Annotated in this window: 14 protein-coding genes and 4 pseudogenes; 13 read left to right on the forward strand and 5 right to left on the reverse strand. The window is 63.7% G+C overall.

Annotated elements, in window-relative coordinates:
• The 5 genes and pseudogenes from DAD99_RS00180 to DAD99_RS00200 all read left to right on the forward strand — a co-directional run.
• Nucleotides 1-1128 (forward strand): alpha-galactosidase (locus tag DAD99_RS00180; RefSeq protein WP_193339852.1); only part of this gene is annotated, 1128 nt, incomplete at its 5' end.
• 234 nt (nt 1129-1362) lie between these two features.
• Nucleotides 1363-2034, forward strand: a complete 672-nt coding sequence (locus DAD99_RS00185; RefSeq protein WP_193339853.1) for an MFS transporter — start codon at nt 1363-1365, stop codon at nt 2032-2034.
• Between the two features lie 435 nt (nt 2035-2469).
• Nucleotides 2470-2844: a hypothetical protein gene (locus DAD99_RS00190; RefSeq protein WP_193339854.1), complete on the forward strand. Its 375-nt coding sequence runs from the start codon at nt 2470-2472 to the stop codon at nt 2842-2844.
• Between the two features lie 384 nt (nt 2845-3228).
• A pseudogene (locus DAD99_RS00195) lies at nt 3229-4519 on the forward strand (IS256 family transposase).
• A gap of 475 nt (nt 4520-4994) precedes the next feature.
• Nucleotides 4995-5507, forward strand: coding sequence for a universal stress protein (locus tag DAD99_RS00200; RefSeq protein ID WP_193339855.1), 513 nt, complete (start codon nt 4995-4997; stop codon nt 5505-5507).
• Nucleotides 5508-5538: 31 nt separating this feature from the next.
• On the opposite strand, the pseudogene DAD99_RS21430 reads toward DAD99_RS00200, so the two are convergent.
• Nucleotides 5539-5672 (reverse strand): annotated as a pseudogene (locus DAD99_RS21430) (DUF485 domain-containing protein); the annotation flags it as partial.
• Nucleotides 5673-5828: 156 nt separating this feature from the next.
• Between DAD99_RS21430 and DAD99_RS00205 the strand changes: the two are divergent.
• From DAD99_RS00205 to DAD99_RS00240, 8 genes are all read left to right on the forward strand, one after another.
• Nucleotides 5829-7100 carry a 3-hydroxyacyl-CoA dehydrogenase family protein gene (locus tag DAD99_RS00205; RefSeq protein WP_193339856.1) on the forward strand — a complete coding sequence of 424 codons (1272 nt, stop codon included), beginning with the start codon at nt 5829-5831 and terminating at the stop codon, nt 7098-7100.
• A gap of 83 nt (nt 7101-7183) precedes the next feature.
• Nucleotides 7184-8365, forward strand: a complete 1182-nt coding sequence (locus DAD99_RS00210; protein WP_193339857.1) for an acyl-CoA dehydrogenase family protein — start codon at nt 7184-7186, stop codon at nt 8363-8365.
• A 9-nt stretch (nt 8366-8374) separates the two neighbouring features.
• Nucleotides 8375-10009 (forward strand): AMP-binding protein, encoded by a 1635-nt coding sequence (locus tag DAD99_RS00215; protein WP_193339858.1) that lies wholly within the window; start codon nt 8375-8377, stop codon nt 10007-10009.
• The gene (locus tag DAD99_RS00220) at nt 10006-11205 is read left to right on the forward strand and encodes an acetyl-CoA C-acetyltransferase (protein ID WP_193339859.1); all 1200 of its coding nucleotides are present in this window, start codon (nt 10006-10008) and stop codon (nt 11203-11205) included. Before DAD99_RS00215 ends, DAD99_RS00220 begins: the two co-directional genes overlap by 4 nt.
• Nucleotides 11189-11872 carry a TetR/AcrR family transcriptional regulator gene (locus DAD99_RS00225; protein ID WP_193339860.1) on the forward strand — a complete coding sequence of 228 codons (684 nt, stop codon included), beginning with the start codon at nt 11189-11191 and terminating at the stop codon, nt 11870-11872. Before DAD99_RS00220 ends, DAD99_RS00225 begins: the two co-directional genes overlap by 17 nt.
• A 55-nt stretch (nt 11873-11927) precedes the next feature.
• The gene (locus tag DAD99_RS00230) at nt 11928-12785 is read left to right on the forward strand and encodes a LuxR C-terminal-related transcriptional regulator (protein ID WP_193339861.1); all 858 of its coding nucleotides are present in this window, start codon (nt 11928-11930) and stop codon (nt 12783-12785) included.
• 118 nt (nt 12786-12903) lie between these two features.
• Nucleotides 12904-14259 carry an MFS transporter gene (locus DAD99_RS00235; RefSeq protein ID WP_193339862.1) on the forward strand — a complete coding sequence of 452 codons (1356 nt, stop codon included), beginning with the start codon at nt 12904-12906 and terminating at the stop codon, nt 14257-14259.
• A complete protein-coding gene (locus tag DAD99_RS00240; protein WP_193339863.1) occupies nt 14216-14455 on the forward strand; it encodes a hypothetical protein in 240 nt (79 codons plus the stop codon). Before DAD99_RS00235 ends, DAD99_RS00240 begins: the two co-directional genes overlap by 44 nt.
• A gap of 672 nt (nt 14456-15127) precedes the next feature.
• Here the strand turns inward: DAD99_RS00240 and DAD99_RS00245 are convergent.
• From DAD99_RS00245 to DAD99_RS00250, 4 genes and pseudogenes are all read right to left on the reverse strand, one after another.
• Nucleotides 15128-16501: an NAD-glutamate dehydrogenase domain-containing protein gene (locus DAD99_RS00245; RefSeq protein ID WP_375372166.1), complete on the reverse strand. Its 1374-nt coding sequence runs from the start codon at nt 16499-16501 to the stop codon at nt 15128-15130.
• 30 nt (nt 16502-16531) lie between these two features.
• Nucleotides 16532-16612, reverse strand: a pseudogene (locus tag DAD99_RS22235) (hypothetical protein); the annotation flags it as partial.
• A 164-nt stretch (nt 16613-16776) separates the two neighbouring features.
• A pseudogene (locus DAD99_RS21995) lies at nt 16777-17286 on the reverse strand (NAD-glutamate dehydrogenase); the annotation flags it as partial.
• A complete protein-coding gene (locus DAD99_RS00250; RefSeq protein WP_193339864.1) occupies nt 17264-18475 on the reverse strand; it encodes an NAD-glutamate dehydrogenase domain-containing protein in 1212 nt (403 codons plus the stop codon). The pseudogene DAD99_RS21995 and the gene DAD99_RS00250, both read right to left, overlap by 23 nt.
• Nucleotides 18476-18498 lie beyond the last annotated feature (23 nt).

The raw sequence follows: 18498 nt of genomic DNA on the forward strand, positions 1-18498 counted from the left end.
GACTGGTACGTCGACGAAACCCTCTGGCCCGACGGCCTCACGCCCCTGATCGACGCCGTAACCTCGCGCGGAATGGAATTCGGGCTCTGGGTGGAACCCGAAATGGTCAACCTGGACTCCGATATTGTCCGCGCACACCCCGAATGGATCGTTGGTCCGTCCGTCCACAGCTACAAGGACGGCGGCCGCCTGCCACTTGAATGGCGGAACCAGCATGTGATCGACCTCGTGAACCCGGACGCATGGCAGTACATCTACGACCGTGTCGACGCCCTGCTGCGCGAGAACAACATCAGCTACCTCAAATGGGACCAGAACCGGGACCTGCTCGAACACGGCCACGGCGGCCGCTCCTCCGTCCACGAACAAACCCTTGCCGCCTACCGCCTCTTCGACGAACTCCGCAAGGCGCACCCCGGCGTCGAAATCGAGAGCTGCTCCTCCGGCGGCGCCCGCGTGGACCTCGGCATCCTCGAACGCACCGACCGCATCTGGGCCTCGGACTGCAACGATGCCCTCGAACGCCAGACCATCCAGCGCTGGACCGGCGTCGTGGTTCCGCCTGAGCTGGTGGGCGGACACATCGGCCCCACCACCTCGCACACCACGGCCCGCACGCACGACTTGTCCTTCCGCGCCATCACCGCCCTGTTCGGCCACTTCGGCATGGAATGGGACGTCCGCAGCGTCCAGGGCGCCGAGCGCGAGGAACTCAAACGCTTCATCGGCCTCTACAAGGAACACCGCGCCCTGATCCACTCCGGGCGCATGGTCCGCGCGGACATGTCCGACGATTCCCTGATGCTGCACGGTGTGGTGGCCCCCAGTAGTGCCACGCAGGGAACGACCGCGGCCCTGTTCGCCCTCGTCAGCACACGCACCGCCTTCGCAGAACAGCCGGGACGGATCACCATCCCCGGCCTGGAACCGGACCGGGACTACCGGGTAGAAGCCATCTTCCCAGCCCCGGCAGATGCAGACTACGCCCACACCTTCACCCAGGTCCAACCCCCCACCTGGCTAGCGGACGGCGCAGTAGCCCGCGGGAGTTTCCTCGCCGAAGTGGGCCTGCCCATGCCCGTACTCAACCCGGAGCACGCACTGCTGCTTAAAATCATCGCCATGTAGCAATGGGAATGACTGCCCCGACGTTCCCGGCTGTCCTGAGCCGCCGGAACGTCGGGGTAGTCTTCGCTCAATGAGGATGTACATGAAATTTCTGGTCACAGGTGGCATCAGGTACGTCGGTACGGGCAGATCGCGGCAATGTTCGGTACTGGCGGATCAAGGTTTGGAATCATCGAGGGAGCTGAACCCGGCCATCGGGATGTTCAAGTTCTAGTTGGATTTGCCCTGGCGGCTATGAGTACGGCAGTTTTCATCGCCGCACAGGTTCGCGGCCGGCACCCCATGATCCCCCGGCAACTGTTCGGATCCTCTACCGTTGCCTTGGGACTCAGCACTGCGCTCGTGAATATGGCTGCTTTCTGCGGTGTCGTTTCCTCCAGACTCACAATTTCCACCAGCAGCACGGCATGGATCTTTTGGCCGCCGGGCTGCATTTTCCTGCCGATTACCGTGCTTGTCGTCATGCTCAAGTCCACAGTCGTTCGAGCCCTGGAACGATTCGGGAAGCTGCCGACCATGATCGGAGGCCAGGGTCTCGTTGCCGCGGGACTTGTGGCCATTAGCCTCCTTCCACAAGACGCACCGACCATCGCTGCGGCACTCCTAATGGTTCCTGTTGGCGGCGGTGGCTCCTTCACTGGGCCCCCACTCACGGCTCTCATTCTGGATCACGTACCGGCCGACCGTGCCGGAACAGCGGCTGGCGTGCTCAATACCGCACGGCAACTCGGCGGTGCCATCGGAGTGGCGGTCCACGGCGCCACAACCAGCATTCAGCCCGACTTCATCAGCGAACTTCAACTCGACTTCCTGATAACTGCTTTCCTCGTGGTCATCTCGGCCGCCGCGCTGTTACCGCTTCGTGACGGCAGGATTGCCATGACGACCAGGCCGTCAAACCTGTAATACTGAGCTGCGGCGGGACGGCTGTGCCCCGAGGATGGGTTGGAGATGTGTCGAGCAGAACGTCAGGTGTGCTGGACTTCCATGGTGATGGCTGCCCGGGTGACTTCCCTGGCCATCGATTTTTCGAGGGCAGTTTCGAACCTGTCGCGGGCGAAGACGACATCCGCTAAGAAGCCGTCTCAATTCTGGAATTAGGTTCGGTGCACCTGATACGTTGAGGCGCCCCCGCGGTTGAGAGCGCGGAGGGAGAGCATGGGATGTCCTCAAGACCGACCTATTGCGGGAGGAAGCGAGGCGTCCAACCTTTTAAGTTTCTGGCGGAGCGGCGGTGCCGGAGGTTGACCCTGCGACTTCCGCGAGAGCCCCCAGGAGCAGCACGGCGTCGCCTCAAAAATTCCCCAGCACGCCAAGAGGGCAACAGCGGAGCCGACGGCGATGGGTAGGGTGATCTGCGCCAGCCGGTTGACCGTCATCCTCAGCCCCAGAACGGCGCTGTGGCTGGGTGATGCCGCCAGCGAAAACTACCCAAGTCATGGTGAGTGGCTGGGGTATGCCGAGACCGATGCTCAGTCCGATCATCACCGCGATCTCACCGCAGGGCCCCACAAACGGCAGTGCGACCAGTCGGGTAAGGCCCACCCTGCTCGCTACAACGTGGACCCGGAGGACGAGGAGCGTCCCTACGACTGCGCCACTGACGTTTGTTCGGCGGCCCAGACCGGGATGAACGCATACATCAGGTCCACCGCTACCACGACGCAGCCGCTGACCACCAGGGAACGGCACCGCCCTGGCGCCTTGAGGACTTAGCGAGGCTGACGGGCCCAGCGGCTGTTCTATGCCTGCCATTGCGCAGTCCGGCGTCCGTGCGCCCCAAGGAGAAATACGCTGGCGTGGCCAGCGCGCTGAATCTGAGACAGACCATCAGCCCCAGGGAAGTATCCGGATGGTCCCCGGCCGCGACACCCAGCGACGCCACGAGGGTCACGGCGGGCGGACCAATGAGCTGGCCGATGGAAGCGGCAGTTGTTGGGTTGCCGAACGCGCTGTCGGTGGAGCTACCCGAGCTAACCTGGGCTACGAAACCCTGCTGGCCAACCGTCACCATAAGGTGTCCCAAGCCAGGGACTGGGGAATTAACGGTGTATCCGGCTCGACATGCCGGGCGGTAAGCCTGGCGGGGAGGAGCCCGCTATGGCCGCGACACTTGAGGCTGTGCCGAGTACGAAAACCGCTGAGAAGAAGACAGAAATATCCGAGGCTGACGCTGCCCGCGAGCTGGTCAGGATGGCGAAGGAGCAGGGCCTGTCCCTGACCGGTCCCGATGGTCTGCTCAAGCAGCTGACCAAGACCGTGATCGAGACTGCGCTCGATGAGGAAATGACCGAGCATCTCGGATATGAAAAGCACGATACGGCCGGTAAACAGACCGGGAACTCCCGCAACGGGGTGCGCCCGAAACGGTGTTGACGGAGACCACCGGCCCCGTGCAGGTGGACGTGCCGCGGGACCGGGAAGGCACGTTCGAGCCGGTCATCGTCAAGAAGCGCCAGCGCCGCCTGACCGGGGTCGATGAGATGGTCCTCTCGCTCTACGCCAAGGGCCTGACCACGGGAGAAATCAGCGCGCACTTCGCCGAGATCTACGGTGCGTCGGTGTCGAAGGAGACGGTCTCCCGGATCACCGACCGGGTGCTCGAGGAGATGGCCGCGTGGCAGAACCGGCCGCTGGATGAGGTCTACGCGGCGATCTTCATCGACGCCATCGTCGTCAAGATCCGCGACGGGCAGGTCGCCAACCGGCCCGTCTACGCCGCAATCGGCGTGACCCTGGACGGGGAGAAGGACATCCTGGGGCTGTGGGCCGGGACCGACGGGGAGGGCGCGAAGTTCTGGATGAGCGTGCTCACCGACATCAAGAACCGCGGCGTTAAAGACACCTTTTTCCTGGTCTGCGACGGACTCAAAGGCCTGCCCGAAGTCGTCACCAACGTCTGGCCGCTGACAACCGTTCAGACCTGCATTATTCTCCTGATCCGGAATACCTTCCGGCTGGCCTCGAAGAAGGACTGGGACGCGCTCAAACGCGATGTGAAGCCCATCTACACCGCTGTGAACGCTGCGGCGGCCAGAGCGGCTTTCGAGGAGCTCACGGAGCGCTGGGGCAGGAAATACGGGGCGATCGTGCGGCTGTGGGAGAACGCGTGGGAGGAATTCATCCCGTTCCTGGACTATGACGTGGAAATCCGGCGCGTGATCTGCTCGACCAACGCGATCGAATCCCTCAACGCCAGGTACCGGCGCGCCGTGAAGGCGCGGGGTCATTCCCCACGTAGCAGGCTGCGCTAAAGTGCCTCTTTCTGGTCACCCGATCCCTCGATCCGACCGGTGCCGGCAGGACCCGATGGGCCGTGCGTTGGAAGCCCGCTTTGAACGCCTTCGCCATCACTTTCAGCGACCGATTCCCGGCCGCCGAAAGCTACTAAATGAAAACGCCGGATACACCGTTAATGAGATAGTCCCCCCCGTCCCTACTTAGGACGTACACAGAATGATTAACGGACGCGTTGCAATCCCAAGGATGCGCGGCACGGATGAATGGGAATCCCTGGCCGGAAGGGTGGTGGACGTTCATCTCGACAATGACCTTCACCGCCGGGGCTTGGTCGAAGATGTCATGCCCGACTCATCCGGTCTCTGGATAGCAGCTCAAGGCTCTTGCTCCCGCGAATTTGTCGATAAGGCGAGTGGTTACTCGGTTTGGACGGACCCGTGGACACTGCTTTAGCCCATGCGGCTACTTCGGTGATTGGACCTAAATAGCATCGGATTCCCGGACAGACCCGAGAAACATCTGTAGGCAGTTCCGTTCGCCTGCGGGTGCGCATATGCTCGGCACACAGCTACCGCTATTGGGAGCTGCAGACTACCCAGGGGATTCACCTTCGAAGGAGAATGATCATGGATGCGGAAGCCAAGGTTCTTGTCGGTGTGGACGGTTCGGAATCGTCCATCCAGGCGCTCCGTCTGGGGGCACAGCTGGCGCCGGCCCTGAACGCCACCATTGTCGCTATTGCCTGTTGGGATTTTCCGGAGATTTACGCCGGATATGTCCCACCCGATTTCGCCCGGTTTGAAGCGGCTGCGGCGAAGACTCTTGCGGACGCCTTGGAAAAGGCGTTCGGTGAGGAGACTCCGGAAAGACTGACCTCGAACCTGGTCCGCGGACCAGCTGCGGCGAAGCTCGTGGAAGTGGCGGCCGGCGCTTCATTGCTGGTGGTTGGACGCCGGGGCCATGGGGGTTTCCTTGGCATGCACCTCGGCTCCGTGAGCTCTGCGTGTGTTGCCCACGCGGACTGCCCCGTCTTGGTGCTGCATGCCGAAAGCAGCCACCGCTCCCATCATCTATGGAAGGGCTCCAAGGCGAAAGGGCAGACCCCTGCAAAAGCCGGGATTCCGCCTCTCAAGCCGTAAGACACGGCTTCTCACAGGAACCGGGTCCCTCTCATTTCGCCGCTCCGTCCACTCGGTTGCCGGATTGGTCGAACTCGTGGCTTTCGATTTCGTGGCGGATTTCAGGGCGATGGGGTCCAGTTTCCGGTTGGAGTAGCTGACATACCAGCCCGTAACGGCGAAGGTCTCGCCCTACTGCGACATCAGCCGAATTGAGGCGCACAGAAAAAGGAACTATCCCGGAGATCATCGCGCCAACCCAGCCGTTCCAAAGCCACCATCACCTTCTATGAAACTGAGTATCAGTTGACTTGACACTTAGTTTCACTGTAGAACGGTGACATGGTTCCTGACAATGTCGTAGAAACTGCCTCACTCACGGGCGCTGCCGTCGACGCCTGCGAGTCGCCCGGAAAATCGGCGCAGGCGTATGCCGCGGCCCTACTGGACACTCAACGGCAGCGTCCGGCGGGCGCACCCAGCGCCGATCCGCGCCCCGTCCGAAGCGTTGGCGTAATCGGGGCCGGGCTTATGGCGAGCCAGCTTGCCCTTGTTTTTGCCAAACAGCTCGGCGTTCCGGTCCTGATCACGGATCTTTCCCAGGCAAAGGTGGATGGCGCGCTTGGCTGGATCGCCGGGCACTTGGAGAAGCTGGTGAGCCGTGGGCAGCTCAGCGAAACGGCGGCCCGCGACTTGGGAAGTCTTGTCCGCGGCACCGTGGATAAGCGCGAGTACCGGGACTGCGATGTGGTCATCGAGGCGGTGTTCGAGGAGTTGGCCGTCAAACGCGCCGTCTTCGCGGAGATCGAGCCCCTGCTGCGCACTGATGCGCTGCTGCTGACGAACACGTCGTCCCTTTCCGTGACGGCGATGGGCCACGGCCTGGCACACCCGGAACGCCTGGTGGGACTGCACTTCTTCAACCCGGTGGCTGTGCTGCCGCTCGTGGAAATCATCAGCACTGAAAACAACGACGACGTCAGCGTCGCCACCGCTTGTTCGCTTGCCCGGCTTCTGGGCAAGACTGCGGTCCTGGTAACGGACACGCCGGGCTTTGTGGTGAACCGGATCCTGACCCGGCTGTTCTGCGAACTGCTGCGGGTCATTGATGACGGGACGGATATCGAGGTGGCGGACCATGCCCTGGACCCGCTCGGGCTACCCATGACCCCGCTGACGCTGCTGGGTTTCATCGGACCCGCCGTCCAGCTGCACATCTGCGAGAGCATGCACGCCGCCTACCCTGACCGGTTTTATGTCAGCAGCAGCCTGGCAGCCATTGCGGATGCCCGGCTGCGCGGCTACCTCGCTAAGACCGGCACGGTGCTTCCCGAGGCGGCCGCCCTGCTGCCCGTTGCCGAATCCGGAGGCTCAGTGTCGGCACCGGACGCGGCGGCCATCAGGGCAGGGATACTTGAGGCCCTGGCCGAGGAGGTGGGCCTGATGCTCGCCGAAAAGGTGGTGGTCGGTCCCGCGGAAGTGGATTTGTGCATGCTGCTCGGCGCCAACTTCCCCCAACATCAAGGAGGCCTTACCCCTCTGCTAGACCAAAGCGGCGCCTCCCGGCGTGTGTGGGGTAGGGATTTCCACCCCGGGTCCGGCGTCGCCGGATAGCCAGGGCCGCGCTGCCCGCCTCAAACAAGCGCCGCCACCTCGGCGCCATTCTTCAATTCCTCCCAATAAAAGGATGTAAGCCCATGCCCGACTATGACGTCGCTGAACCGCTGGACACGGACTACTACTCCGTCTTCGCCAACATTTCTGCACCCGACCGCGAAGCGTGGAGGCGTGCACGGGATTTCACCGTGGAGGCCCTCCCGCAGATGAACGACTACTGGGAACGGGCCGAGTTCCCCGCCCACCTGGCGAAGCGGATGGGCACCATGAACCTGCTGGCCGATGGCATTGACGTACAGGGCCTGGAGCCCATGTCCGCGCTGGCCGCCGGCCTGGTCAACATGGAGGTCTCCCGCGGGGACGGTTCCCTGGGCACGGTGATCGCAGTCCAGGGCGGCCTGGTACTGCGGACGATTGCCCTTTTTGGCTCCGACGCCCAGCGCAGGAAGTGGCTCGGTCCGCTGGCCCGCGGCGAAAAGCTCGGCGCCTTCGCCCTGACGGAACCGGACCACGGCTCCGATTCCGTGGCATTGGAAACCACCGCCTCGCTCGACGGGGAGGACTACGTCCTCAATGGCGAGAAGAAGTGGATCGGCAACGGCTCCGTCGGCGATGTCACGGTGGTCTGGGCACGCGATGACGACGGCGACGTCCGCGGTTTCCTGGTGGAACAGAACCGGGAGGGTTACGAGGCCGAAACCATCACCGGAAAGGCCTCGCTGCGCGCAATACACCAGGCCAGGATCAAGCTCAACAACGTCCGCATTCCAAAGGCCAGTCTTCTCCCCGGTGCCCGCACTTTCAAGGACACGTCCGAAGTCCTGGTTGCCACGCGCCTGGGGGTGGCCTGGTCCGCCCTCGGCCACGCCACCGCCGTCTACGAAGCCGCGTTGAACTATGCCACGCAACGGACACAGTTCGGCAAGCCGCTGGCAAAGTTCCAACTTGTCCAGGAGCGCCTGGCGTACATGCTCGCGGAGCTGACCAGCATGCAGCTGCACTGTTTCCACCTCGCGGGGCTTGATGCGGTCGGCGAGATGCGCCCCACGCAGGCCTCGATGGCGAAGTACCACAACACACGCAAGGCCCGCGAGCTGGCATCCATTGCCCGCGACATGTTGGGCGGCAATGGCATCCTGCTGGAAAACCACGTGATCCGGCACCTTCTCGACATCGAATCCATCCATACCTACGAAGGCACGCAAAGCATTCAGACCCTATTGATCGGCCGCGATGTCACCGGACAAAGCGCCTTCGCCTAAGGATTCGCCATGACCACAATTGAGCTTCCCAATGAAACCCCGCTGAGCCCCCTTCGGTTCCTGCAGCGCTCCGCCGAGGTGTTCGGACAGAAGACGGCGATCATCCACGGTGACCGCTCCTATACATACCGGGACTTCGCCACCGAAGCCCAGGGGCTGGCCAAAGCGATCAAGAGCAAGATCCAGCCCGGCGACCGGGTGGCCTTCCTGTGTCCTAATGTGCCGGAGCTCCTGATTGCCCATTACGCCGTCCCCCTGGCCGGCGGCGTTCTGGTGGCCCTGAACTCGCGGATGTCCGCCCGGGAACTCCAGTACATCCTGGAACATTCCGAAGCCAGGCTGCTGTTTGCCGATTCGGAACTGCTGGCCACCGTGGCGGGAATGGACCTGGGCCAGACACAGCTGGCTGAGGTGATCGAAGTGCCTGACAGCACCATCCCGTATCCGGAGGTCCCGGCAGGCATGGGCACAACGCAGTACGCAGACTTCCTCGCCGCGTCCGGACACCAGGACGCAGATCTTCCGTGGAGCGTAGAGGACGAACGCGCCCCCATCACGCTGAACTACACCTCCGGCACCACGGGCAAGCCCAAGGGCGTGCTGTATTCGCATCGCGGTGCCTACCTGAACTCGCTCGGGGAAACCTTCCACAATCACTTCACCGGCGACACGCGCTACCTATGGACCCTTCCGATGTTCCACTGCAACGGCTGGTGCACCACGTGGGCCGTGACGGCGGCCGCCGGCGTCCACATCTGCCTGCGGGCAGTACGCGCCGACGCCGTCTGGGACGCCATCGATACTCTTGGAGTCACCAACCTCTGCGGCGCCCCCACGGTGTGCAGCATTATTGCCGGCGCACCCCAGGCCCACGAGCTGAAGGTGCCGCTGCGGATCACGACGGCGGGAGCGCCGCCGTCGCCCGCGATCATCACGTCACTGGAGTCAATCGGGATCAGCGTGGTCCACGTTTATGGGTTGACCGAGGTGTACGGCCCGTACACGATATGTGAGCATCAAACCGAGTGGGATGATCTTTCCACCCAGGACAGAGCCGTCAAGATCTCGCGCCAGGGGGTGGGGATGCTGCAGGCCGAGACGGCGCGCATCGTGGACTTGGACATGCTCGATGTCCCGGCCGACGGCGCAACGCTTGGCGAAATCGTGCTGCGTGGCAACAACGTGATGCTCGGTTACTTCAAGGATCCCGAGGCCACGGCCGACGCCTTCCGCGGCGGCTGGTTCCATACCGGCGACCTCGGCGTGATGCATCCCGACGGCTACATCCAGCTCAAGGACCGGGCCAAGGACATCATCATCTCCGGCGGAGAAAACATCTCCACTATCGAGGTGGAGCAAGCCATCATGAGCCACCCGGCTGTGCTGAACGTGGCCGTGATCGGCGTCGCGCACGAGAAATGGGGCGAACGCCCGGTGGCCTTTGTCATCCGCAGCAGCTCCAGCCTGGTCACGGCCGAGGAGATCCGCTCGCACGTCAAGGGTCTGCTCTCAGGATTCAAGGTTCCGGACAGGATCCTTTTCCCCGAAGAGCTCCCCCACAACTCAACCGGCAAAGTCCTGAAGTCGCGGCTACGCGCCCTGGACCTCAGCGCCCCCGCCCTCAGCAAGGAACCCACCAAATGAGCAGCCAGGACATAGTTGTTGTGGGCGCGGCCCGCACCCCTCAGGGACAACTGATGGGCCAGTTGGCATCACAGAGCGCCGTACAGCTTGGCGCCGTGGCCATCGCCGCGGCCCTGGAACAATCCGGGGTTGGGCCGGCCGCCGTCGATGCGGTCATCGTGGGCCAGGTCCTGACGGCCGGCGCCGGCCAGAACCCCGCGCGCCAAAGCGCTGTCGCGGCAGGAATACCGCTTAGCGCCCCCGCCGTGACCGTCAACAAGGTCTGCCTCTCCGGGCTGAGCGCCATCATCCAGGGCGTCAGGCTGCTCAAACTGGGCGAGGCGGATGTGGTGGTGGCCGGCGGCCAGGAATCCATGAGCCAGGCCCCGCACCTGCTCACCGGATCGCGCGCAGGCTACCTCTACGGCGGCATCACGGCCGTGGACTCGGCCGGCCATGATGGGCTCACGGATGCCTTTGACCAGGAGCTCATGGGCATTGCCACGGACCGCGCCAACGCGGACCTTCAGCTCTCCCGCGAGGTGCAGGACACTATCGCGGCGCTGTCCCACCAGCGGGCGGCCGCGGCCCGGGCCGAGGGAAGATTCAGCGCCGAAATCGTCCCTGTTTCGGTGCCGCAGAAGCGCGGCGGGCCCGTGCTGGTAAGCGATGACGAGGGCGTACGCCCGCAATCCACGCAGGAGGTGCTGGCCGGGCTGAAGCCGGCCTTCACCGCGGAGGGAACAGTCACCGCCGGGAACGCTTCGCCGCTGAGCGATGGCGCCGCCGCCGTGGTGCTGGTGACCCGGGCGTACGCCAATGCCCACGGGCTCGAGGTGCTGGCCGTCGTCGGGCCCGCCGGGCAGATCGCCGGGCCGGACACAACACTGCCGGACAAGCCTGCGCAGGCAATCACCGCGGCCTTGGCCCGCGCCGGCTGGACGGCCGGGGACCTTGACTTCGTGGAGATCAACGAGGCCTTCGCCTCGGTGGTGGCGCACTCCGCAGCGGCCCTGGGCCTCGGTTTGGACAAGGTGAACGTCAACGGCGGTGCCATCGCCATCGGACATCCGATCGGCGCTTCCGGAGCGCGGCTGGTGGTCTCGGCCGTCCATGAGCTGATGCGGCGCGGGAGCGGCAAATCCGCCGTCGCGCTTTGTGGCGGCGGCGGACAGGGTGACGCGCTGCTACTGTACCGGGATGGCATCAGTGGCTAATTTCCGTTCCGACGTGGCCGAGGCCGCGCTGGAGTTGTTCACCGACAACGGCTACGACCCGACCAGCGTGGATGATATCGCCCTCGCTGCCGGAATCTCCCGCAGCACCTTCTTCCGTCAGTTCCGCGCCAAGGAAGACGTGATCTTTGCGGACCACGAAGCCCTGCTCGCTGAGCTGACGGTCTACCTGGCAGCCAGCCATCCCGATCCGTGGGAGGCTGTGTGCCAGGCCGCAGAGCTGGTCTTCGTGAAATTTTCCGAACGCCGGAAGCTGTCCCAAAAGCGCTACCACGTGGTGCAGGCGGTGCCCGCGCTGCGGGACCGGGAAACGATCATGGTCTCCCGCTATGAACGGCTTTTCTCTGACTACCTTCGCCAGTCACTGCCGGGCATATCGACGCTTGATGCAATCCGGTTCGCCGCTGCTGTCACCTCAACCCATAACTATGTGCTGCGCGAAATGATGCTGGACTCCTCCGGCGGTTCCCTCCAGAACCTGGAACACGAACTGTTGGCGGTGCGCCGTATGTTCGGGGTACTGCCGAAGGGCGACCCCGCATCCGTCCCGGCCGGGGACGACCTGGTTGTGGCCGTATTTCCCCGCTCGACACCCACTGCTGAGCTGGCGCGGCGCATCCAGGACAAGCTCGACGGCCGCTCCGTCTAGCCTGCTCCATCCAACTGCTCAGTCCAACTGCTGAGTCCAACCGGAGAAGGGCCCTATGACAGGGCATGACAACGACGTGTACCGGCCGAGCGACCGCGACCTGCTGAAGCGGGCGATCCGGGAAACCGCAGCCCGGACGGGCTCAGCGGTGTTCTTCGCAGGCCTCGTGAACCGCACCGAGCTCACCATCACCGAGTTCTTCGGGACGACGACTCACGGACTGAAGAACCTCAGCGTGCAGCCTGGAGNGGGGGTGGGCGGGCGGGCACTCTCCCAGGCGCGTACGGTCGGGGTAGCCGATTACTTTGACTCCGACAGCATCACTCACCATCATGACGACGCCGTACGCATCGAGGGGCTGCGGACCATGGTGGCACTCCCCATCCTCGTAGACGGCCGTGCCCGGTGCATCCTCTACGCGGCAACGCGGGAGCGCACATCGATCGGCGAGCGCGTGGTGACCGAACTCAGCGCCGGCGCCTCGAGGATCTCCCGGGAACTGGCCATACGGGACGAGGTGGACCATCGGGTCTCGATTCTCCGGGTCGTCCAAAGCCTGGCCGCGGAGCCACCGGACCGGAACCTCATCGAGACCGTCCGGCTCGCGCATGCCGAGCTCCTTTCGGTCGCCAGCACCACGACTGATCCCGAACTCGCCCAGCGCATCCTCGCCGTGACCGCACGGCTCGAGGGCTCCGACGCGGCGCCGGCCGGCGCCCCGCACCTCACCCGGCGGGAGACGGATGTGCTCGCCCAAGTGGCGCTCGGCTGTTCCTATGCGGAAACCGGCAAACGGCTCTCGCTCAAAGCAGTCACCGTTAAGAGCTACATGCAGTCGATCATGGCGAAACTGGACACGCACAGCCGTGCGGAGGCCGTAGTGGCCGCGCGCAGGCTCCGCCTTTTGCCCTGACCGGTGGCGCGAAAACACCTCCATCGGGAGGTGGTGGCGAACGCGCGGCGCTGGCACGATGACATCTTCGCGTCGAAACAAACCTCGTCTCGACGACCGATGTCAAAGGAGATATCGCATGCTCGAAAGCCTCGCACCGGTTGCGAACCGGTCCGGTCCTCGCCCCACCTCGATGGCCAGGGTTGCCGTCGCCAGCTCGATGGGCAGCATCATCGAGTTCTACGACTTCCTCATCTACGGTACGGCTGCGGCCCTCGTCTTCCCGCAGGTCTTCTTCCCGGCGCTCGGCCCGGCCGCCGGCACTCTCGCCTCATTCGGAACCTTTGCCGTGGCCTTCGTCTCGCGCCCACTCGGTGCTGTCCTGTTCGGCCACTTCGGTGACAGGCTGGGGCGCAAGAAAACGCTCGTCAGCACATTGCTGATCATGGGCATCGCGACCGTCACCATCGGGCTGCTGCCCGACGCAAGCGTAATCGGGATCGCCGCGCCGATCATCCTCGTTGTTCTCCGCTTTCTTCAGGGATTCGCTGTCGGCGGCGAATGGGCCGGCGCGGCACTGATGGCCGCCGAGTACGCCCCGCCTAAACACCGGGGCCTCTTCGCAGCCTTCCCCCAACTGGGCCCGTCGATCGGCTTCGCCCTCGCGAGCGCAACCTTCCTCGTCATCAATCTGTCACTTGGCGACAAGTCGGCGGCATACCTCACGTACGGGTGGCGCATTCCGTTCATCGGAAGTGCCGTGCTCGTTATGATCGGTCTCTACATCCGCCTCAAGATCGAAGAGACTCCAGTCTTCAAGGAGGCCAGCGACTCGAGCGCCGTCCCGGCTGGACCCCGCAAGCTGCCCGTGTGGGAGTCGGTGCGAAACCAGCCACGCCAGATCCTCTTGGGCGGCGCCTCCACCATGATGCTCTTCGCCTTCTTCTACATCGGCACAGCCTTTCTCAGCAGCTATGGCACAAGTGCCGAGGGCCTTGGCCACAGCCGGCCCACCATCCTCTCGCTGGGAATCGTCGGCGCGATGTTCTTCGCAGCAGGAACTATTGGCAGTGCAATGCTCTCCGACCGGGTCGGCCGCCGAGCGGTGATCGTTGGCTCGTGCGTCGTGGCGGTCCCCTGGTCGCTCCTGCTCTTCCCGATCCTCGACATCGGCACCACCTGGTCGTTTGCAGTCGGGCTGTCCGGCACGCTGCTGATCGTCGCCGGCATCTACGGTCCGGTGGGCGCATTCCTGCCGGAGCTCTTCGCCACCCGCTACCGCTACACAGGTGCCGGAATGGCCTACAACCTCGGGGCGCTGGTCGGCGGGGGCGTCACACCGCTGGTGGCGGCATCGCTCGGCGCCAGTCTGGGAAGTCCCGCCATCGGGCTGCTTCTGGCCGGCGTGAGCCTGGTTAGCCTCTTCGCCACCTTCGGACTACCGGAGACCCGTGGCATCGACCTCGCAACTTCCGGAACCACCGCCGCACGGTGACCGTGCAGCCGGCCACCGGGTCGGCGCTGCGGTCGCGGTCGACGTCGGCGGTGGCGGCGCCATCTGCGGCCCGATCATCAGGGGTGCCGTAGCCAGACTGGCTTTCGGCTGGCAGGTGAACTTCTACATGTTCGCGATCTTTGCGGTCGTGGGCGGCGTCGTGGTCTTCACTGTCCCCGAAAAGATTCACCCCTAAGCACACCCTTGCAGCGTAAGACCAGCGGCGCCAGCGGCGGGTCTTACGCTGTGCGGCAGCTTTACCATACATACGCAAGCATGGTCCGTCTGCCGTTTGCTGACGGTCCCTTAAGAAGGATGAACAGACGGGGTCTCTGCCCGGCAGCGGAATCCGGCCGGCCAGGGTTGGACGGATGAGGGAGAACAGACGTGGAACGTAATCACCATTAAGCATTGGCCCCGGCGGAGGGATGGCCGTCACTGTCGCCGCGGGCGCAGACCAAACGCTGACACCAACGGGGATACCCATGACCTGTCACATGGTGGTCCTACTGCAGCTTTGATCGCCACCAGCTGCGGCGGGAAGCCCGTTGGTCCGCTTGGCGCCTGTTTAGCTTTACAGACGGGGACGGGTGCCTAACCCCGGGCTGCGCAAATTCAATGATTTCATCGAGTCCTGACCAGCCGGTTCCGCAGCAGCACGCTTCCGGTTTGCCCCTGTGAGCACGAGCCAGTCGGAACGGTCCAAACCGCTACTCAGCCAAACGGCACACGCCTGTTGGGGTTTGGAGCCTGCAATACCTGGCGGCCCACGAGACTTTCGGGAATGCCTGCCCTACGTGCCGGCTCTGGCTTAATCCCCAACTGCGGATAGGCTTCCGCACCCATGCCCGTTGCTTTACTTTCGCTGCTAACTGACAGGCGCCACGACGTCCTCAAGCATCGACCTGTCGAAAAAACGAATCTCGCCAGTTGCCTCGAAGAACACTGGAACCACTGATGTGCTCGGATCCTTGGACGTTTCGTAGGTGTCAGGTCCGCTTCCATGCTTCCGGGCGATTGTTCCAACCAGCCCGGTACCGCGAACGCGGACGGTTCGATATTTGTAGCTCATGTTGACCCCTTCGTCGACTAGGGCAACCCTACTCCTGAGACGTATTCGCAGGACCCATAGGAGCAGTTGAGGCACAGGTTTCGCCAAGTTCAGGCGGCGTGCATCCCGCGGCCAGACGCCTCCTCCGGCACTGATCAGGGTACGGTCATAGTCATCCCAGCTGGATCGCGGGAGGCGGAACAGGCGTTCCCGTTCGCAAAAGGATGCCGCGGAGTCGGGCTGCGGATCCAGGAAGATGTGGCGATGGTCGAAGGCTCCGACCAGCCGGATGTGCCGCGACAGCAGCATCCCGTTGCCGAACACGTCCCCGCTCATGTCTCCGATGCCGACCGCCGTGAAGCCTGAGGTCTGCGGGTCGATGCCAAGTTCACTGAAATGGATCTTTACGGACTCCCACGCACCTCGGGCAGTGATGCCCATCCGTTTGTGGTCGTAGCCCACTGAGCCTCCAGACGCAAAGGCGTCACTGAGCCAGTAGCCGTAACTTCCGGCGACGTCGTTTGCGATGTCCGAGAAGGTGGCAGTGCCCTTGTCTGCAGCCACCACGAGGTACGCGTCGTCGTCGTCGTCGTAACGGACCACGCGTTCCGGCGCAACGGTGACCTCGCCCCCGTCCTCGAAGCGGATGTTATACGTGACGTCGAGCAGGCCCCGGATAAAGGTCCGGTAGCACTCCTGGCCCTCTTCCAGTCGCGCCGTCCTGTCAGCCATACCTGTGGCGAGCTTGGCGTAGAAGCCCCCCTTGGCGCCGTCCGGAACGATCACGGCGTTCTTGATGGCCTGTGCCTTGACCAGCCCTAGGACTTCGGTGCGGAAGTCTTCCTGCCTATCGGACCAGCGGAGCCCGCCACGGGCGGTCCTGCCGAAGCGCAAGTGGACCCCTTCGAGCCGCGGAGAGTACACCCACACTTCGTGCGCGGGTCGGGGGGTGGGGAGAACGTCGATCCCGGAGGGATCAAACTTGGTGCTGATGTGGGGTTTGGCCTGGTAGAAGTTTGTTCGCACGGTGGCCCGGATCAGGGAGGCGAACGTTTCCAGCACAAAGGCAGCGTCGTCCAGCGTTGCCACGCCTGAAATTGCATCCGAGACCGGATCATCGGCCAGACGCACCCCTCTGCCACGGTCGGGGAGGTCTATATCCGGGTCGAATTTGACAGAGAACAGCGACACGAGCGCCTTTGTCGCCACCGGGTACGCCTGAAGTGTCGAGGCCACGAACTCGAAGGAATACGACGTCCCCAGTTGGCGCCAGTACTTGGCGTAGCTGCGAAGGAGCGACACAACGCGCCACGGAAATCCCTGGCGAAGGACGAGGCCGTCCAGTATGTCCGATTCGGCCCGCCCCGTGAGGGCAGCACTGTCTGGGCTTCCGGGCCGACAAAGTCCGCCGGATAGCGCACCGAGAGGTCGTACAGGAAGAACGTCCGGGACTGCGAGTCAACAATTTCATAGGGACGTTCCTCGAGGACCTCCAGTCCGAGGTGCTCCAAGTAGGGCAGGATGTGCGTCAGACTTTGCGGCTCGCGGAGGTAGAGGCGCAGCCGCCCGTGCCCCTCGGGAGGACCGGGCGTCCGAGAGTCCATGTACAGCCGCGCCGCGGAGCCCATGCCGTCGTCAAGCTGTTCAAGTCGCGCGATGTCCGCCCGCGCGTCCTCAACACTGTATTTGACCCTGTACTCGGCTGGAAACGCATTACCCCACCGTTTGGAGAGGTCTTCGGCGTCCAGGCCCGGATGGGTCTCCCGGAGGACATCGAGGATTCCTTCGGGCCAGGACCGCACCGCGCGGCTCACCCTGCGTTCAAGGTCTCCCTCGGTAACAGATGGTGTTGCGTCCCCGGGGAGCCACACGGTAAAGAAGATTCGGGCCAACGCCGACGACGTCACCCGCGCCTCGTGGTCGACGTCGAGGGCGCCGAACGCCTGGCGCAGCTCATTTTCGATCCGGATGCGCACTGAGGTGTTGTAGCGGTCCCGCGGCAGATAGACCAGTGCCGTGATGAACCGCCCGCAGGAACACGCGGGAGCGCCTGCGCTCCTGCATGCGCGTGATTTGCAGGGCCTTCTGGGACAGGTCATCGACGCCGGTCTGGAAGAGCTCATCTCGCGGGTAGCTTTCCAGAATAGTTATCAGGTGCCGGCCGGAATAACTGGCTTTTGCCAACCCGCTGTTGGCAAAAACGGTCCGGACCTTGTCCGAGACTACCGGCATGTCATCCACTGGGCCGTTGTAGACGCTGGAGGTGAACAGGCCAAGGAACCGGTGCTCGCCAGTGACTTCGCCCTCGGCGTCAAATGTCTTGATACCGATGTAGTCCAGGTGGTCGTCCCAATGAACCGTGGACTTCGAATTCGCCTTGGTCACGAGGAAAGGAGGCGGTACACGAAGGGCCTTCGTCGCGGTTGGTGAAAGCCGACGCGGCTTGGCATCGCCGTGCCTGAGTATCCCCAGCCCGGTTCCCTCCACTGCCTGGAGATACTCCTCTGACGCTTCCTCGCGGATCCTGTAGGTCTTGTATCCAATGAAGACGAAGTTATTGCTGGCCAGCCACCGCAGGAGACTTCGGGCTATTTCAATGCCGTGTCCGGGGCGCTCGGCAGGGACATCAGGCAGGGCTTCAGCCTCCAGCGCCTTCCGGCGCATCGCCTGCCAGTCCGACACGGCGATGCCAACATCGGCGATTACCCGCCGGATCCCAGCCAGCAGCGCCTCGACGGCCTCTGCACCGAGGGACTCACGGAATTCCACGGAAACCCACGATTCAGCCGGAGCGTTCTTCTGCAGAGAGGCAGGGCTGATATCTGTGAGTTGGCCGCTGGAATCCCGGATAACGGTGAACGTCGGGTGGACCACCAAATCTATACCCAAGCCCTGCCGCGCTACCTCGGCCAGCACGGAATCCACAATGAACGGCGCATCATCGGTGACCACGCCAAGGACTGTACTGTCCGTTTCGGGAATTAGTCCCGCCCAGGCGCCAGCGCCCGGGACCCGTGCCAGACCGGCGCAGTAATGCGCGGCCGCTCGGGCCTCCAAACGACCGGCTTCGTAAGGTTCCCTGTCTTCTGGCGGCAACTCGGCGTAGTAGGCCGCCAGGAAGTCTGCCGGCGGGTTGGCCGCTTCTATCAAGCCCGCCGTTGACATGTCATGTCCTCTGCTGCCGCAGC

The organism is Pseudarthrobacter sp. AB1, assembly GCF_014926485.1.
Classification (GTDB): domain Bacteria; phylum Actinomycetota; class Actinomycetes; order Actinomycetales; family Micrococcaceae; genus Arthrobacter.

Excerpts from the sequence above, each read along its gene's own strand:
- DAD99_RS00225 (WP_193339860.1), top strand. The coding sequence starts at position 11,189 with ATGGCATCAGTGGCTAATTTCCGTTCCGACGTGGCCGAGGCCGCGCTG.
- DAD99_RS00220 (WP_193339859.1), top strand. The coding sequence starts at position 10,006 with ATGAGCAGCCAGGACATAGTTGTTGTGGGCGCGGCCCGCACCCCTCAG.
- DAD99_RS00205 (WP_193339856.1), top strand. The coding sequence starts at position 5,829 with ATGGTTCCTGACAATGTCGTAGAAACTGCCTCACTCACGGGCGCTGCC.
- DAD99_RS00185 (WP_193339853.1), top strand. The coding sequence starts at position 1,363 with ATGAGTACGGCAGTTTTCATCGCCGCACAGGTTCGCGGCCGGCACCCC.
- DAD99_RS00210 (WP_193339857.1), top strand. The coding sequence starts at position 7,184 with ATGCCCGACTATGACGTCGCTGAACCGCTGGACACGGACTACTACTCC.
- DAD99_RS00200 (WP_193339855.1), top strand. The coding sequence starts at position 4,995 with ATGGATGCGGAAGCCAAGGTTCTTGTCGGTGTGGACGGTTCGGAATCG.
- DAD99_RS00235 (WP_193339862.1), top strand. The coding sequence starts at position 12,904 with ATGCTCGAAAGCCTCGCACCGGTTGCGAACCGGTCCGGTCCTCGCCCC.
- DAD99_RS00215 (WP_193339858.1), top strand. The coding sequence starts at position 8,375 with ATGACCACAATTGAGCTTCCCAATGAAACCCCGCTGAGCCCCCTTCGG.
- DAD99_RS00250 (WP_193339864.1), bottom strand. The coding sequence starts at position 18,475 with ATGTCAACGGCGGGCTTGATAGAAGCGGCCAACCCGCCGGCAGACTTC.
- DAD99_RS00190 (WP_193339854.1), top strand. The coding sequence starts at position 2,470 with ATGGGTAGGGTGATCTGCGCCAGCCGGTTGACCGTCATCCTCAGCCCC.